Source organism: Leptolyngbya sp. Heron Island J (assembly GCF_000482245.1).
Lineage (GTDB): Bacteria > Cyanobacteriota > Cyanobacteriia > Phormidesmidales > Phormidesmidaceae > Leptothoe.
On record NZ_AWNH01000015.1, the window covers coordinates 44,494 to 61,849 of the forward strand.

15 protein-coding genes are annotated in these 17,356 nt (G+C 47.4%); 11 read left to right on the forward strand and 4 right to left on the reverse strand.

What is annotated here, in order from left to right; genetic code table 11:
* Positions 1-784 precede the first annotated feature (784 nt).
* Positions 785-1,225: an RNA recognition motif domain-containing protein gene (locus N836_RS44945; RefSeq protein WP_023071181.1), complete on the forward strand. Its 441-nt coding sequence runs from the start codon at positions 785-787 to the stop codon at positions 1,223-1,225.
* Positions 1,226-1,369: 144 nt separating this feature from the next.
* Here the strand turns inward: N836_RS44945 and crtB are convergent, their stop codons facing one another.
* Positions 1,370-2,299: a 15-cis-phytoene synthase CrtB gene (crtB, locus tag N836_RS44950; protein WP_031291778.1), complete on the reverse strand. Its 930-nt coding sequence runs from the start codon at positions 2,297-2,299 to the stop codon at positions 1,370-1,372.
* Between the two features lie 387 nt (positions 2,300-2,686).
* Here crtB and glyA point away from each other — a divergent pair, with 387 nt between their 5' ends.
* Positions 2,687-3,967, forward strand: a complete 1,281-nt coding sequence (glyA, locus tag N836_RS44955; protein ID WP_023071183.1) for a serine hydroxymethyltransferase — start codon at positions 2,687-2,689, stop codon at positions 3,965-3,967.
* Between the two features lie 297 nt (positions 3,968-4,264).
* Positions 4,265-5,326, forward strand: a complete 1,062-nt coding sequence (locus N836_RS44960; protein WP_031291781.1) for a glycosyltransferase family 4 protein — start codon at positions 4,265-4,267, stop codon at positions 5,324-5,326.
* 89 nt (positions 5,327-5,415) lie between these two features.
* Here N836_RS44960 and N836_RS44965 read toward each other — a convergent pair whose 3' ends face one another.
* Positions 5,416-6,966 carry an ArnT family glycosyltransferase gene (locus N836_RS44965; RefSeq protein ID WP_063624657.1) on the reverse strand — a complete coding sequence of 517 codons (1,551 nt, stop codon included), beginning with the start codon at positions 6,964-6,966 and terminating at the stop codon, positions 5,416-5,418.
* 133 nt (positions 6,967-7,099) lie between these two features.
* On the opposite strand from N836_RS44965, the gene N836_RS44970 reads away from it, so the two are divergent.
* From N836_RS44970 to aroQ, 3 genes are all read left to right on the forward strand, one after another.
* Positions 7,100-8,365, forward strand: a complete 1,266-nt coding sequence (locus tag N836_RS44970) for a competence/damage-inducible protein A (RefSeq protein ID WP_023071186.1) — start codon at positions 7,100-7,102, stop codon at positions 8,363-8,365.
* A gap of 148 nt (positions 8,366-8,513) precedes the next feature.
* The gene (locus N836_RS76930; RefSeq protein ID WP_200867389.1) at positions 8,514-8,666 is read left to right on the forward strand and encodes a hypothetical protein; all 153 of its coding nucleotides are present in this window, start codon (positions 8,514-8,516) and stop codon (positions 8,664-8,666) included.
* A 125-nt stretch (positions 8,667-8,791) separates the two neighbouring features.
* Positions 8,792-9,229: a type II 3-dehydroquinate dehydratase gene (gene aroQ, locus N836_RS44975; RefSeq protein ID WP_031291783.1), complete on the forward strand. Its 438-nt coding sequence runs from the start codon at positions 8,792-8,794 to the stop codon at positions 9,227-9,229.
* Positions 9,230-9,255: 26 nt separating this feature from the next.
* Here aroQ and N836_RS44980 read toward each other — a convergent pair whose 3' ends face one another.
* Positions 9,256-10,578 carry an AAA family ATPase gene (locus tag N836_RS44980; protein ID WP_023071189.1) on the reverse strand — a complete coding sequence of 441 codons (1,323 nt, stop codon included), beginning with the start codon at positions 10,576-10,578 and terminating at the stop codon, positions 9,256-9,258.
* Between the two features lie 270 nt (positions 10,579-10,848).
* On the opposite strand from N836_RS44980, the gene N836_RS77400 reads away from it, so the two are divergent.
* On the forward strand, positions 10,849-11,370 hold the full coding sequence (locus N836_RS77400) for a hypothetical protein (protein WP_023071190.1): 522 nt from the start codon (positions 10,849-10,851) through the stop codon (positions 11,368-11,370).
* A gap of 6 nt (positions 11,371-11,376) precedes the next feature.
* Here the strand turns inward: N836_RS77400 and N836_RS44985 are convergent, their stop codons facing one another.
* On the reverse strand, positions 11,377-12,000 hold the full coding sequence (locus N836_RS44985; RefSeq protein WP_023071191.1) for a hypothetical protein: 624 nt from the start codon (positions 11,998-12,000) through the stop codon (positions 11,377-11,379).
* 91 nt (positions 12,001-12,091) lie between these two features.
* On the opposite strand from N836_RS44985, the gene N836_RS44990 reads away from it, so the two are divergent.
* The 4 genes from N836_RS44990 (at position 12,092) to secG (ending at position 17,343) form a co-directional block, all read left to right on the forward strand.
* Positions 12,092-12,820: a DUF928 domain-containing protein gene (locus N836_RS44990; protein ID WP_023071192.1), complete on the forward strand. Its 729-nt coding sequence runs from the start codon at positions 12,092-12,094 to the stop codon at positions 12,818-12,820.
* Between the two features lie 128 nt (positions 12,821-12,948).
* The gene (locus N836_RS44995) at positions 12,949-14,670 is read left to right on the forward strand and encodes an ABC-F family ATP-binding cassette domain-containing protein (protein ID WP_023071193.1); all 1,722 of its coding nucleotides are present in this window, start codon (positions 12,949-12,951) and stop codon (positions 14,668-14,670) included.
* A 576-nt stretch (positions 14,671-15,246) separates the two neighbouring features.
* The gene (gpmI, locus tag N836_RS45000; RefSeq protein WP_023071194.1) at positions 15,247-16,845 is read left to right on the forward strand and encodes a 2,3-bisphosphoglycerate-independent phosphoglycerate mutase; all 1,599 of its coding nucleotides are present in this window, start codon (positions 15,247-15,249) and stop codon (positions 16,843-16,845) included.
* A gap of 150 nt (positions 16,846-16,995) precedes the next feature.
* The gene (gene secG, locus N836_RS45005) at positions 16,996-17,343 is read left to right on the forward strand and encodes a preprotein translocase subunit SecG (protein WP_023071195.1); all 348 of its coding nucleotides are present in this window, start codon (positions 16,996-16,998) and stop codon (positions 17,341-17,343) included.
* Positions 17,344-17,356: the final 13 nt, after the last annotated feature.

Consider the following 17,356-nt stretch of genomic DNA (forward strand, 5'->3'; position numbering starts at 1 on the left):
AAAGCACTGTTATTCAGAACTCAAACCAATCTAACCCCAGAAAACATGCCAGGCAGTCAGCCTAAATCCTGGCATTGCATTCATTTTTATAAAATGTTAAATTTTATTAACGAATACTGGTCGCCTAACTTCGCTTCCAAATTAGCCTTTGGCAATTTGGTGTTAGGCATCGGGTTCTCCTACTCTCAACACAGCAAGCCAGCCCTACTTGAGTGGCTGGTTTTTTTATGAACAATTAGCATCTGCTGTCGTTGACAAACTATATCTTATGAGCCCAGAACATTTACTTATCTCAATACCTTTACCACTCAATAATCTTCAGACTCCGGTATTTTGAATCGAAAAACTAGGGCAACAAGGGCTAAGCTTGTTAATGTACTCTACGTTATCTTTAGAGAGCCTTCACCAAAAAAACCACTGAATAGCTTGGCTTGGCATCGGACAGCGTGATACCTTGATGGTGTAGATATACGGCCTGTTTCTCATTTCATCTAATGAGATATTCCTGGTAGGGATAGTAATGGATAGTCATTTTGGTTGACTGCTACCAGGGTTTGAAGGTGATTTTTGCAAACCGTCCAAGTTGAGGTTTGAACTCATCAAAATAGTCGCTCGCTTACGATGGCCAATTGTTTTTTGCTGCGGTTCGTCACTTGTCAAATCGGTTAAAGCCACAGCTCCAGGTTTTCTTCTAGAGGTTCTCAACCACTAGTAAAGTTAGTTGGCTCAGTTTTATTTACCCATCCGCCGCAATTGTTTTTTAGATTTGTTTAAGAGGTATCCCATGTCAGTGCGCTTATATATTGGCAATCTACCCCGTGACTTAGAACGCGAGGAGTTTGAGGCTGTTTTCGCAGAAGATGTTGATAATATCGTTTCCGTCAAGTTGATTGCTGACCGGAAAACCGGCAAATGTCGTGGCTTTGGTTTCGTCACTGTTAAAACTGATGAAATCGCAGATGTTCTTGTCAGCAAGTACAACGGTCAGCCTCTACAGGACATTACCCTCAAAGTTGAGAAAGCTATGCCACGTAGCAAGGAAAACGAGGGCGGAAGTAGCAGTAATGCTGGTGGCAACCGTAAAGGTGGCAATAAGCGTGGTGGTGGACGTAAACCTGCCAGTTACTCTTCACCAGCTCCTGAAAGCACTCAACCCGATCCTCGGTGGGCTTCTGATCTAGCTAAGCTAAAGGAAATGCTGGCTGCTCAAACAACGGCTTCCTAATAGCGATTTCTTAGCGTCTACCTGGGAAGTCTCAACAATCAAATCGAACAAAACGGCACCGAGGCTTGAAGCCTCGGTGCCGTTTTGTTTTGGCATTCTTTTTTAAGAGCTATATGGCCAGGTGAGGGGCCATACTAACATTTGTTAGAGTACACGAGCACGTAATAATGCAGGAGGCAGACACAGCAGCTTACGTACTGTCGGGACAAACGCTCGTCGATTAAAGACGTCGTACTGGTTTTCAGCAATTACATCCAGAATCTTACGATAAAGCATGAGAGCTGACCAAACTGGCCAACGAGCATCTGGACTCAATACGCTGATACCACCCTCTGCTTTCCGATAAAACTTTAATGCACGCTGAATCTGGAAACGCATCAACGACCGCCAACGCTCATCAATTACCCCATTGATCAAATCTGTTTCGCTATATTTGAATAGCTCAAGGTCCTCAAGGGGCAAATAGATGCGACCACGACGAGCGTCTTCTCCCACATCACGCAAAATGTTGGTGAGCTGGTTAGCAATACCCAAAGCAATCGCTTCTTCCTTAGGACAGGGTAATGCTTTAGCCCATGGCGCTGTGTTGTACTCGGGATCAACTCCCATAACAACTGTAGACATCAAACCTACCGTGCCAGCAACTCGGTAGCAGTAGAGCTTCAGGTCCTCAAAGGTCTCGTATCGCGAACATTGCAAGTCCATACGCTGGCCTGAAATCATGTCGCGAAAAGGCTGAATATCTAGAGAAAAGTGATCCAGAGCATCCACCATTGCCACATCATAATCGTCTTGAGGATAGCCCGAAAATACAGACTCTAATTGCTCCTCCCAGTCGTCTAATGTGGCTTCAGTTGTGAATTTAGCAGACGGTCCATCCACTAACTCATCAGTCCGTCGACACCATACATAAATGGCCCAGATAGCACGACGCTTGACCTCAGACATGAGCATAGTACCCATATAGAATGTCTTCGAGTATTTAGCTGTGATTTGTCGGCAGCGCTCGTATGACTCGTCTACAGAAGCCAACTTAGACGCAGGCGAGACTTTAGTGGTGGGTTGCAACAGCATGGGTATCCTTCTTATGCAAAAAGCGTCAAGAGCTAGTAGCGAGTCAAAAAGCAGTGGATGATTTTTCTGCCACAGTATGGCAAATTAAATTCACTTTACTGCTCTTAGGCATTTGCTAGCGCCCAATAGCAGAGATTACTCACGTGTTTTCGTGAATTTCATCCATTATAGATTTTCAAGCGTTACATTCTGATACAGAAACGTAACATTAACTTTGTGCAAGTTTCAATTAATCGACTGCTTGAAACAGATATAGGCTTTTGATTAATAGGCTGGTAGGGGCCATAGCAGCACGGTACTATAGTTTGCTGGTAAAGCCGACAAGAATCATTTCCCTGTCTTGACTCCTGAGCTAGCTAAGCCTGTCCATATAAAGTATCCATCCCCATGACCACTAATTTTGACTTTTTGAGACAAACTGACCCAGACATCACTGCCATCATTGAAAGCGAGCGGCAGCGGCAACAAGAGCATTTGGAACTTATTGCTAGTGAGAACTTTACATCACCTGCAGTGATGGCCGCACAAGGTTCCGTCTTAACTAATAAGTATGCGGAAGGCCTACCAAACAAGCGATACTACGGCGGGTGTGAATTTGTCGATCAGGCCGAAGCCCTGGCCATTGAGCGCATTAAGCAGCTATTTGGAGCCGCCCACGCCAATGTACAGCCCCACTCGGGAGCCCAAGCTAATTTCGCTGTTTTTCTAGCCTTGCTCCAGCCTGGCGACACCATCATGGGCATGGATCTTTCCCATGGTGGCCATCTTACCCATGGCTCTCCGGTCAATGTTTCGGGGAAATGGTTCAACGTTGTGCAATATGGTGTCAGTCGGGAAACTGAACAGCTCGACTACGATGAAGTCAGGAAGTTAGCGCTAGAGCATCGGCCCAAAATCATTATTTGTGGCTATTCTGCTTATCCTCGGACCATTCATTTTGATAAATTCCGAGCGATTGCTGATGAGATTGACGCTTACCTGATGGCTGATATTGCTCACATTGCGGGGTTAGTGGCTACCGGTCATCATCCTGACCCCATTCCTCATTGTCATGTAGTCACCACCACCACCCACAAAACATTGCGAGGTCCTCGGGGTGGATTGATTATGACCAGCGATCCAGATTTGGGCAAAAAATTCGACAAGGCTGTCTTTCCTGGTAGTCAGGGAGGACCATTAGAGCATGTGATAGCCGCTAAAGCCGTTGCTTTTGGTGAGGCTCTCAAACCCGATTTCAAAGCTTACTGTTCACAAGTTATTGCCAATGCCCAGGCCCTAGCAGCTCAATTACAGGCACGAGGCTTTAAGGTGGTGTCAGACGGTACTGATAATCACTTGGTTTTAGTTGATTTGCGCTCTATTGGCATGACTGGGAAACGAGCTGATGCTTTGGTCAGCATGGTCAATATTACCGCCAATAAAAATACTGTTCCTTTTGACCCTGAATCTCCATTTGTGACCAGCGGTCTGCGTTTGGGCTCACCAGCGATGACGACTCGCGGGTTGGGCACTGAAGAGTTCAAAGAGATTGCCAACATTATTGCTGATCGGCTGTTATCCCCTGAAGATAATAGTGTTGAGGCTGATTGTCGCAATCGTGTCGCAGCTCTCTGCGAGCGTTTTCCACTGTATCCGCACCTGCACCAGGCCGAGGCTTTATTTGCTTAGGAAGCACCTAGCAGTGAGCTAGCCGATGTATATTACGGCTAGCTCATGCTTTTATAAATTACGGCTGCGAAGTCAGATGCTCATAACGTGTCAGATATTTGACAAATGTCTGCGGATAGCAATTTACATAGAAAATTTCTTTGAGAAATTGCCAACGGCAGTCTGAACCTTATAAATAGCCGCTTGAAAGATTTAAAAAACCTGCTAGTGTGACGGTGATCGTTGTGTATGCTGTCAGCTTTTTTGTATTGAGTTCATTAGATAGCTTACGTCGTCTCCTATCATTCTCTGTCACCCATGCCCTTTCAGATATATCCCCTCCTGGCTTTTACACTGTCAGCCGCTGTGGTACTTGTAGCCACGCCGATAATCAAGAGAATTGGGTTACACAGTGGTCGAGTTGATATGCCTGGGGGACGTAAGGTTCATAAGGTTCCTATGGTAAGGCTCGGAGGCGTATCTATCTTTCTGGGCACGGTCGTCGCTTTATTAATTGTCTGGAATACTGGCGGTTTTGTAGATGCGCAAGGTCAACAACTTGTCAATGAGCCTGAAGCTGAAATTTGGGGAGTGACTCTAGGGGGCCTGGCATTTTTCTTAATTGGTCTTTTAGATGATTTATTTGGGCTCTCAGCCGTCAGCCGTTTACTAATGCAGGCCATTGTGGCATCGATTACCTGGTATGTGGGAGTTGATATTGCCTTTATCTCTGTTCCAGGGTTAGACATTGTCCAATTAGACGCCTGGATCAGCTTACCCCTGACGGTTGTCTGGCTAGTGGGTATGGCCAATGCCATTAACTGGATTGACGGTTTAGATGGCCTAGCAGCTGGGGTTTCTGGCATTGCAGCCATTGTGATGATGCTGGTTGCTCTATTTATGGAGCAGCCAGCTGCAGCTATTATTGCGGCGGCTCTAGCTGGGGGGGCGCTGAGCTTTTTAAAGTACAATTTCAACCCGGCTCAGATCTTTATGGGGGATGGTGGAGCCTATTACATGGGCTTTACTCTGGCAGGGATTGGGGTCATCGGTCTGGTGAAGGGGGTGACTACCGCTGCTGTTTTCTTACCCTACTTACTGATACTGGCTGTCCCTATTCTGGATATGTCGGCAGTCATTCTAGCTCGCCTGCGTCGTGGTTTGTCACCGTTTGTGGCGGATAAGCGCCATCTACACCATCGGCTCTTGAATGCCGGGCTTTCTCATCGTTTTACTGTGCTGTTCATTTATGCCCTGACTTTGTGGGTAGGCAGTCTAGCACTAGCTTTTTCGGGGATGCCCAGCGGTATTGTCTATGCCTTAGGTTCAACAGCACTACTAAGTTATACGAGCTGGCGAGCAAAGCGTCATGCGCGCTAAAGAGCCATAGGTCTTCTCAACAGCCATCATTCATTGCACCTAGGGCTAGTCAAAAGATACCGGCTCCAGCTTACGTCTACTGGTTGATTTTAATAGGGATATTCGTAGGGCTGGCGTAACTCACCCACGTCGTAGATATAGAATGTTTCGGTAGTTCCTCCTGCTCGCTGTGTTGCGACGCTTTTGAGGAGATCGAACTTTTCAAAATATGGAACATAGGTTGCTCGAATTTGGCTTTGGTCGTAGTCGGCAATAGTTAGAAATAAGCCTGAAGTGCCAGCCCAATCAGCTGGTGTAAACCAGATAGCGTGACCGCGGGGGTCTTGGGTGAAGGCCATCACAGGGGCTGAGGTCATAGGGCTAATGGCCATGTCTACATAGCCGCTGAGCCAAAACTCATTGGTTACTAGAAAATCAGTTGTTGCGATCGCATCTCCCAACTCCCCATCTTGCAACAACCGTCGCAACTGCACCACATCAATCATCGTTGTAGTCGGATCTACCTCCGGCGCAATCAATGGCAACACGCCACCGGGACGCTGCAAAGTTCCCAGTACCACATGCCCCAGGGCAAACAACAATAACGCTGCCATCACCAGGGCACTCCCCACCAACCAACGTCTGATGGTGCGCAACGACCAGGCCGTCATAGCACTCGCCAGCAACAAGCTTAGGCTCCACAACCCTGGGGCAGGCCAGGCTGGATAGATATGAGTGACGCCGCCTAGCAAAGTAAACCCAGCCGCGATAGGTAACCCCAACCACAGCACAAACCGCTGCCGTAACCCGCCCTTCGGGCTTTGCCAAAGACTGCGACCACTGACCCACCATAGGGGGAAACCCAAGGACGGAAACAAATACGCTATCCCCACCAGCCACACACCGACCATATTCAGTACGTTAAACTGCAGCCTGCTGGTGTCGTTATCAAACCGGGTAGACAAGTGAAATCCAAAGGACAGCCAATTATGTTGAATATTCCAGTAAATCAGCGGTAACAGCGTCAGGAAAAACACTAACAGCGCTACACCAGTCCATGGAGATAGCAGCGCTCGTCGATGTCGGACACTGGTTAAGCAAAACCCGACTACACTCAGCCCGAGGATAAAGCCATGGTATTTACTCAAACAGGCAAGACCCAGCAGTAACCCTATCAACACAAGTTTGGCCGTGGGCCGATATGATTGATCCTTCGGAAAAAACTCTACTGTGGCCACATAGGCAGCTGCCGACCACCAAAGGATCAACGCGTTATCTGGAGCTGCTAGCAGACCGAAGCTAAAGATAAACAGGGGGCACAGAGATGCGATCGCAACTGTCCACATCGCCACAGTTGCATCAAACAACCGTCGAGCACTGAGATAGAGCAACCCGGTGCTCACCCCATACAGCACCAGCGCCCCCAACCGTATAGTCAACGGGGAAATATATCCCGTTAGCCAAGGCCCTAACGCCGTTGTCAGCGCCACCATCACAGGATGATCAAAATAGCTCCAATCCCAATGCTGGGTGTACAAAAAATAGTAGGCTTCATCAAATCCAGGGGGTAATAGCCATGCAATCAGTATCCGCAGTACCCAGGAACCGATGACAATGCCAATTAACCACCTGGGCCAGCCCATTCTTTTTCCAGCGACCATAGTGTCACCCTTGCCGACAAGCGCCTATACCTTTCAAGTATCGGATCAAACCAGCAAGAAATGCTTTACCATCAACCAACACAGGGCAGTTTAAACAGCATTTTTTTATCCCCTTATCCCCTGTCCAACCATCATGACCGGCAGTGCAGAAATCATATGCGTGGGAACTGAGCTACTTTTAGGTGACATTCTCAACAGCAATGCCCAATACTTAGCCCAACAGTTAGCTAAGCTCGGGATTTCCCATCATTATCAAACCGTTGTTGGTGATAATCCCCTGCGGTTAGCGCGGGCCATTGCAATTGCCTGTGAACGATCACGATTGCTAATTTTTACCGGTGGCCTAGGTCCCACACCAGATGACATTACAACCGAAACAATTGCGGACTTTTTTGGGGTACCCTTAGTCGAAAATGCTGAAGTTTTGGCTGACATTACAGCAAAATTGGCGCAGCGAGATCGCACCATGAGTGCCAACAACCGTAAGCAGGCATTAATGCCTGAGGGGGCAGATGTGCTACCTAACCCTCAAGGTACGGCTCCTGGCATTCTGTGGCAACCACGCCCCGGATTGCACATGCTCACCTTTCCAGGGGTGCCGCGTGAATTGCATACCATGTGGCAAACCACGGCAATTCCATATCTGCAAGCCCAAGGATGGAGCAACGGGATTATCCACAGCCGCACCCTGAAGTTTTGGGGTGCCAGTGAATCAGGACTAGCAGCCAAAGTTGATACCTTGCTTAAGTTGGAGAACCCTACGGTAGCCCCCTATGCCAGTGATGGTGTGATCAAGCTGCGGGTGTCCGCTAAGGCCAACAGTCTGGCAGAAGCTGCACAGCTAATCGACCCTGTTGCTAAGGAAATCAAAGCTATCGGCGGCATCGATTGCTTTGGAGAAGACGATGACACCCTGGGCGATGCCGTTGGTCGTCTGCTCTTAGCACACCAAGCCACCCTGGCCATAGCCGAATCCTGTACCGGCGGCGGATTAGGTGCCATGATTACAGCTGTTCCAGGTAGTTCAGCCTATTTTATGGGCGGGATTATTTCCTATGACAACGCCGTTAAAGAACACCTCCTTGACGTTTCTGCGAAGGACTTGGCCAGTCATGGGGCTGTCAGTGCACCAGTAGCTCAACAAATGGCAGCCGGTGTCCGCCAACGACTGGCCACCGATTGGGGAGTCAGCATTACAGGTGTGGCTGGACCTGGTGGTGGTAGCGCTGAGAAACCCGTAGGCTTAGTATTTATCGGTGTGGCCAACCGAACCAAGACGTGGCACATTGAGTGTCGTTTTGGCCATCGTAAAAGTCGTGAGTGGATTCGATTAATGAGCCGCAATACGGCATTAGATGTCCTACGGCGAGCGCTGTTGAATAGTGCCTGTTCTGCATAGATGCCAAAGTAGCGCTGGCCGTACCTTGATCATTTCTGCCAATTCGTTATCATAGTGAATAATTCCATAAATAACTTCACTGAAGTTTACTTCGAGTTGATCTACTGTTTTTGGAACTTATAATGGTTCTTCAAATGAACCGCATCAGATGAGATTAGGAGCAACCTGGCTCATGGATATTGGCAAAATTCTGGAAAAGCTGAAGAACTGGGTAAACCGAGTTTTAGATTCTCTCCTTGGCCCTTCAGCACAGCCGGAGCCAGAAGCAATTCCTATCCCAGTTAACGATCGTCGTCGTTAACGTTTGATAGTTATAAAACATTAATTTGACTGGCTTTATTTGATTTCTAGCGTGTATCGCTACGATGGCTAGGCTCTGATAAGTTAAGTCTGATAGTATTCAATGTGTAGTTTTTAGGTAACTCATTGGATACTGTTTTGGTGCTTCATGGCCCCAACTTGAATATGTTAGGGAAGCGCGAACCTGAGGTATACGGTCGTCAAACCCTTGAGGATATAAATAACGCTTTGCACGCTCTATCGAAGGATTTAGGCGTTAGTGTTAGTTGTTATCAGTCTAATCATGAGGGTGACCTGGTAGATGCTATACAGGCAGCTGTTGACAAGTATCAGGGATTGTTAATAAATCCTGGAGCTTATACCCATACAAGTGTGGCTATTCGTGATGCGATCGCAGCAGTGGCGCTACCAACGGTTGAAGTCCATCTGAGTAATATTCATAAGCGCGAGGCCTTTCGCCACCATTCCTACATTGCTCCCGTTGCCATTGGGCAAATTTGTGGTTTTGGTGTCAATAGCTATGATTTAGGCCTACGGGCTCTAGTGAGCTATTTGCGGTCCTAGAGCAGCAGCACTTACGGCTGCATCGCTTAAGGGTCTGAAGTCATTGCTTCAGCCGCCGATTGTTCCGGCACCGTACCATTCACCTCAGTTGCACTGTGGTTGCTACGAGCACTCGCCTCAGAAGCAGTTTCAGAGGATTGGCTCTCCATTTGGGTTTTTAACTTTTCAAGCTGCTCAGTCATAATGCTAGCCATGGTTCCCGGTGTACGCTTTTGTACCCAAACCATACTGGCTGATAGGAGTAGCTCTTTGAGATATGCATAGGAAAAGTTTCCAGCGGCAGTTGCGATCGCATTAATTTCAGGCATCGAGAGCTGCATTACTGGGTTCAACTTTTGATTCCACAGCTGCAAATATGCCACCCGATCCGCAACCTCCGGTGCTTCAAAATGATACTTACGATCAAATCGACTGGGCCGCTCCAAAATTGCAATATCCAACCGTTCCGGATGATTGGTTGAAGCAATCATCAACACCCCATCGTTGAGGGCAAACCCATCCAATTCATTCAAAAAGAACGAACGGTTTTCATCATCCACCAGAGCATCTAAGTCCTCAATGACTACGATACATGGCGCTGCCTCCCGAACTCGATTAAAGGCAAGACGCATATTGTCCGTATCACTGCTCTGACGAGTTTTAAAGCTTTTGATATATAAGCAGGGATACCCCAATGAATTCACCAGGGCCTTCACCATGTGGGTTTTGCCATTCCCTGGTGGGCCAATAAATAACAACCCTCGTTTCCAGGGCACATCGTACTCAGCGTACATTGACTGAGATTCAAAAAATCGCTGGGCATCTTCATAAATATCCTCCTTAAGAGTGCCAGCTAACACCAGATTTTCTAACGTAGCGCTTTTAATCGATGCATACAGGTCACGGTTTTTTTGCCAAAATCCACCTTCAAATACCAAAACCTCTTCGCGTACCTGGGAATTCCACTTACAAACGGCTGTAAAAAAGTCATCGGCAATAGCCTGGGTATCTGCCAAAATCCAATAATATTCGCAGTCGTCAAAATAGCCTTGGGGCCAAGAAAGCTGCAAAACCATTAATCTATGGCTTTGCCACTGCACCTCAAAACAAAAGTTCTTCTGCTCATAGCGAAGCTTTTGTTTTTTTGCGTCCCATAGGGTCATCACATGGTTATGCACAACCGCTTCACGGGCACTGGCCGCATATCCTGGTGGCAGCTCAACCGTACTGATTACTTGGGTTGTGCATAGCCCCTCTTCAGCATATTTACGTAAGTCAAAGTAGTAGCTATCCCCTTCTAAAATGACTTTCCCAGGAAAGCTCTCTGCCAAAAACTGACTGACATAATAAGGAATCGACGCCGGAGCCATTCTCAGCGCTTCTAAGATCAAATACGTGAGATTGACTGAACGTGAACCTGATGAATAAAGCATGCTGAAGCGTATATGAATGTCTGTGAAGACCAATAATTGCCCATGAACTATATTTTGCACCGCTTTTCGGCGACTGATGGGGAAACTTGGGTTTCCCCATCGAGTTGGGGCCAGCTCGATCTAACCCCTAGGGCTAGATGTCAAGCCAACTTGCCTATGAGTTGGCAACCTGTGCTACGTTAGCCACAACAAATTTTGGGGGTAGCTATGGATGATGCGCAAGGTAATCCGTTTATCGGCAATCCCTTTATGCAAAAGGGTAAAAAAACACCGCCTGTCGAGGATATTCCTAAGCCCCAGACTCCAACAGAATTATCTTTAGCGTCTCCCGAGCCACTCAACTCCCCGACCGAACCATCTAAAAAATCAGCCAAGCCTGCCAAATCGTCGAAATCACTATCCAAATCAGCCTCGAAATCGTCTACAGCTAAATCTCGTCCTAGCACCCAACGAAAACGCACCAGCCAGCCAGCCCCGCTGTCACCGACCGCATACTCAGGGAACGGCTATAAAGTTCAGGTGCTAGCAAAAATTCCAATGCCGTCTAACCCTAATATGCCCAGCCGTGACTATCTGTGGTTTGCGGTATATCCCATCATTCCTCGGGTTGGCGACTGTATTTTCCACGATGGTCGCTATTTTCGTGTAGACGCAGTTTTTCTCTACGAAAACACTAATGAAAGTTGGTGTGCTGATTTAGAGGTTTCTTACTATACCCGACGGCATTAAGCGTAACTAAGGTGTAGTCGGTGTAGTCGCTTGAGTGACTGAATGATTCACAAACGATTGATGGATTTGAGTGACTAGAGCCTCAGCCTCAGCCTCTTGGGCATACTGGCTAGAAATCACAACTGTCTGTAAATTGCCATAGCCAACAAACGTGATCAAAGCCCGCTGTCCTTGCTCTGGTTCGTACCAGATCCGAAACCCTGACTGGCCATCAATAGCAACCAGAGAATAATGTTGAACAGCCACCGCTTCAGCCACAAGTTGGTCAAGTCGCTGGGGAACCACCGTCTGCGGATCTTCCCGGAGCACTACGATATCGGTGCGAATAGGCATATTAACGCCATCGGCAAGACTGACAATTGCCAAACCATTCTCTCCTTGAGGGGTTATTTGCCATTCCTTGGGGTAATCCACACTAAATTGAGCAGATTCATAGCGAGCAAATTCACCGGATTCAGGCGACTCTTGCTTGCGATTCAGGGCGTCTTTGTTATCGGCACTTGCTACTCTGTGCTGCTCTGTAGTTAACATCGCAGCAGCACTGCCACCTAAGATTGGCGCTAGGACGATCCCCAAAGCGCCCATGCTCAGCAGCAATTGTCCTATGGTCTGCTTAGTATCAAAGTTCATAAGTGTTTAGCGATCGCATATCTTAAACCCTAGCTTTCCAACCTTGAGTCGACTGAACACACTCACCTAACGTCAAGCATCTCAGGTCTCCATGAAAATTTCTAGCCTTTTCTCTACACTATTTCCCGTGGCGTTGGGGCTGCTGACTACTATGGCCGCTAGCGCCGAAGCATTTCCTAGCTATACACCCCAACCCCGTGGCATTCCCAATGTACGCGTTTCTGGCGGCACTCGTTCACCAGCTGGTTCAAGTTGCATCAGCGATCCACAAGCACCGCAGCTGACTTCTATCTTTCCAGATGACGACTTAGGTTACACCACTGACCGTTACCCAGCATTCCAGTGGTATATGCCTGACAACAATGCTAGCTATGTGGAATTCAACCTGTATGAAGTTGTCAATGAGGAGGATGGGATTTACGAGTCTGTTTATCAAACAACGTTTGTCCCTAGGTCAACCGCTGGTATTGCAACGCTACAGCTATCCGAAGCGGCTGGTTTGGCTCCCCTGAGCCCAGATAATTACTATTACTGGAGTGTAGACGTTTACTGCTCAGACGATTTGGCTGCCGTGATGATGGCAGATGGCTTTGTTGAAGTGCTAGTACCTGAGCCAACACTGGCAACGGCCCTCGCAGAAAGTGATGGGATCGATAGAGCTGCGATCGCAGCTGAAAATGGCCTATGGTTTGATGCTACCCGGGCCCTCACCGATCATCTAACCACTCAACCTAACGACCGTCAGGCTCTAGATAGCTGGCAAACACTCCTAGAATCTATCGGGCTAGAGAATATTGCTGATGCCCCGCTATTACCTTAATTGGTACTATTTTGGCTAAGTTCACTGCCAAATTAAACCAAGGCTTTAACCTGCAGCAAACAAAGTATACGTTGATATTTGTTAAAGTTTATGAACACATTCAACGCTGGTAATCCCACTATTCACTTATGCTGCGTCTCGAAAACATCACTAAGGTTTATCCCACCGGAGAAGTATTGCGGGACGTAACCTGGGAAGTCAAACCAGGTAATCGCATCGGTCTTGTAGGTGTGAATGGGGCCGGAAAATCCACCCAGCTCAAAATCATCATGGGGGAGATTGAGCCCACCAGCGGTAATGTGATTCGCCCTAATGAACTGCATATTGGCTATCTCAATCAGGAATTTGAAGTCGATCCTCGTCGGACAATTCGCGAAGAATTTTGGACGGTTTTTGAGGAAGCTAATGCCGTCCAACACAAGCTGGCAGAAATTCCGATTCAAATGGAAACGGCTGATCCAGATGAGCTAGAAAAGCTCATCAAAGTACTTGATCGTGAACAACGCAAGTTTGAAGCCTTAAACGGCTACGGTCTAGAAGCCAAGATTGAAAAGATTTTGCCCGAGATGGGCTTTCACAATGATGATGGAGAGCGCCTTGTCAGCTCATTTAGCGGCGGTTGGCAAATGCGTATGGGCCTGGGCAAAGTCATGCTCAAAGCGCCAGACTTACTGCTATTGGACGAGCCGACAAACCACTTAGATCTAGAAACCATTGAGTGGTTAGAAAGCTACCTAAAGGGATTAACAACCCCCATGGTGATTGTTTCCCATGACCGTGAGTTCCTAGATCGTCTTTGTACCCATATTGTCGAAACCGAGCGGGGAGTCTCAACCACCTATCTGGGTAACTACAGTGCATACCTGGCTCAAAAAGCAGAAACCAAACTGGCTCAGCAAGCTACTTATGATCGTCAGCAAAAGGAAATTGCCAAACAGCAAGTTTTTGTCGATCGTTTCCGGGCCAGCGCTACCCGTAGTACCCAGGCTAAGAGCCGTGAGAAACAGTTAGAAAAAATTGAGCGGATTGAAGCTCCAATTTCTAACGCTAAAACTCTGCAATTTAAGTTTCCACCTGCCCCCCGCAGCGGTCGTGAGGTAGTACAGATCAGCGACCTGACCCATACCTACGGAGATAACATCCTGTTTCTTGGGGCAGAATTATTGATTGAGCGGGGCGATCGCATCGCTTTTGTCGGTCCTAACGGTGCTGGTAAATCCACCTTGCTACGGCTGATCATGAGTCTAGAGGAGCCTGTAGAGGGCTCAGCTACCCTGGGGGAGCACAATGTCATCCCTAGTTATTTTGAGCAAAATCAGGCAGAGGCTCTAGACCTGGATAAAACTGTGATGGCCACCATCCATGATGAGGTCCCCACCTGGAAAAACGAGGAAGTCCGCACACTGCTAGGTCGGTTTTTATTTAGCGGCGACATGGTAAGCAAATCTGTTAACGCCCTCAGTGGCGGGGAAAAAGCACGTCTAGCCCTAGCTAAAATGCTACTGGCTCCAGCTAACCTCCTGGTTCTAGACGAGCCCACTAATCACCTGGATATCCCCGCCAAAGAAATGTTGGAATCAGCCCTCCAAGAATACGATGGCACGGTGCTGATTGTTTCCCACGATCGATTCTTTATTTCCCAAGTTGCCAATAAGATCGTTGAAATTCGAGAAGGTGAGCTGCGTTTGTATCGTGGAGACTACAGCTACTATCTTGAAAAAATAGAACAGGAAAAAGAGCGTGCCCGGCTGGAAAAACTAGAAGCGGAACGCGCTGCCAAGACAGCTGCTAAGCGCCAAAAGCAAAAAGAGAAACAAAAGGCAAAAGCAGCAGCCAAAAAGAAAAGCTAACAAAATCTAGCAGTCTATTTTCAGGTCAGAAATGCATGATGTCGTCCTGTAACTATCATCATGTTCCCGAAACCTTTCTATAGTTCTGAGTGCTGACTTCAAAACTCAAACTAAACTTGTAGGTATTACAGTGGGCAAGCATTGGTCGATTGCTATTTCTAGCAGGTACCCAGGCACAGAAAAAGTGACCCTCTACCTATTTGACCAGGGCAATCATCTGATAAGCAATAGCCTTGAATGAGTAGTTTGACTCATTGACAAATCAGGGGGAGCGTAAGTCAAAAATATAATTAAAACCATTATATTCTCGATAATTTTTAGTAACCATTTGCGCTGTTATCTATAGGTAAAATGGCTGGTAAGGATCGCAGTGTAGGCATGACCAAGCAACCTAGAAACGGCGAACTTAGATATCCAATTGTGGTTCAGTAAGTCTCTGAGCCAGACATTACAGGCTATTTTCTCCTGGCGAAAAGGTCTTGTTAAGAAAACCTTAATGATTGGGAAAGCGCGAGTGATATGATCTCGCTAAGTAAAAGGCACAGTCGTTCATAATCGGAAGAAGGATTTGTAAGTATGGCGCAGGAGTCTGTTTCTCCAATGGTTCTCGTCATCCTGGACGGATGGGGATATCGCGATGAGAACAATGGAAACGCAATTAAAAATGCCAGAACCCCGGTCATCGATAGTCTTTGGGCCGCCTACCCACACACTTTAATTCAGACCTCAGGTAAACACGTGGGCTTACCCGATGGCCAAATGGGTAACTCCGAAGTAGGGCACCTGAACATCGGAGCAGGTCGAATTGTGCCTCAGGAACTTGTTCGTATTTCCGATGCAGTTGAAGACGATTCCATTCAGGAAAATCAGGCCTTATTAGACGTATGCCAAAAGGTCCGCTACAGCGGTAGCAAACTTCATTTAGTTGGCCTTTGCTCTGAAGGTGGCGTACATTCGCACTTGAATCACCTGCTAGGTCTTCTAGATTTAGCTAAAGCCCAAGACATTCAAGACGTCTGTATTCATGCCATTACCGATGGTCGTGATACCCAACCCAAGGCCGCTCAATCATCAATTCAAAAACTTCAGACTCACATAGACCAGCAAGCAATAGGACGCATTGTCACTCTTAGCGGTCGTTACTATGCAATGGATCGCGACCAACGTTGGGATCGTATTGAAAAGGTCTACAGCGTGATGACAGATCAGGGTAACGGTAGCGGCATGACTGCTTTAGAAGCTATACAGGCTGCCTATGCTCAAGACGTTACCGACGAATTTATCGAGCCAGTTCGTTTAGAATCTGGTGTCATTGCTCCCAACGATGGCATCATCTTCTTCAACTTCCGCCCCGATCGCGCCCGTCAACTTACTCAAGCTTTTATTGATCCTAAATTCAAAGGGTTTGATAGACAGCGTATCGCTCCCTTAAACTTTGTCACCATGACTCAGTATGATGGCTCACTACCTGTACAGGTTGCATTTGAGCCTCAAAACCTGAGCAACATTCTGGGTGAGGTTGTGGCTGATCATGGGATTAAGCAGTTTCGCACTGCAGAGACCGAAAAATATGCCCACGTCACCTACTTCTTTAACGGTGGTCGGGAAGATCCCTTTGAAGGTGAAGACCGAGAACTTGTGTCAAGCCCCCAGGTCGCTACTTATGATAAGGCACCGGCCATGTCCGCTAAGTCTGTTACTGATACGGCCATTACCGCTGTTAGCAAAGGGAAGTATGGCTTGGTGGTGATCAACTATGCCAACCCTGACATGGTTGGACATACAGGCAATATGGAAGCCACTGTGCAAGCTCTTGAATCGGTTGATGTACAGCTAGGGCGGTTACTTGATGCTGTCGGCCAGGCTGGAGGTACCACTATTATCATTGCAGACCATGGCAATGCAGAGTATATGTGGGACGAAGAAGGTCGACCTTGGACGGCTCACACCACTAATCCAGTACCATTTATTTTGTTAGAAGGGGAACGGTTAAAGATTCCAGGTCGTGGTGGTGAGGTTGAGCTCCGTCAAAATGGCTGTTTAGCTGATATTGCACCCACCATTTTAGAAATTCTCAAACTACCTCAACCCAAGGAAATGACTGGTAAATCGATGCTTGTTCCCATTTCTGTTGATGTAAAGCGTAATCGTACCCCCGTAAAGGTATCGCTGTAACGTAGAAGTAGGGATACAGGATATATCAAAGGGTTCGCCATGGCACCATGCCCTGAGGTACCATAGTTTGGCGTTAGGACTAAGGGTCTAGATCCTTTAGAGCGTCACATATTAGGTTGGTTTAAGGAACAGTCAGGCTAAAAATTTGCAATGCTAATATCGGTTTTACAGGTGGTATGGCTAGTCTCTGCCATTGGGTTAATTATTTTGGTACTGTTTCACAGCCCTAAGGGCGATGGTCTTGGTGCTTTGGGGGGTCAGGCCCAGATGTTTACGAGTACCAAGAGTGCTGAAACTGCGCTAAATCGTGCCACCTGGCTTCTGACTATTCTGTTTATGGGAATTACGGTGATTCTAAGTGCTGGCTGGCTAGCCACTCCAATTGGTGAATTACCTACCTCGGTAGATGCCTTACCCGTTGAAGAAACAGCTCCGGCAGCGGAAACAATTCCTGCTGATCTAGGTGCACCTGAAGTACCTGGATCAACTGCAGAGTAAAGACTGGCTCAAA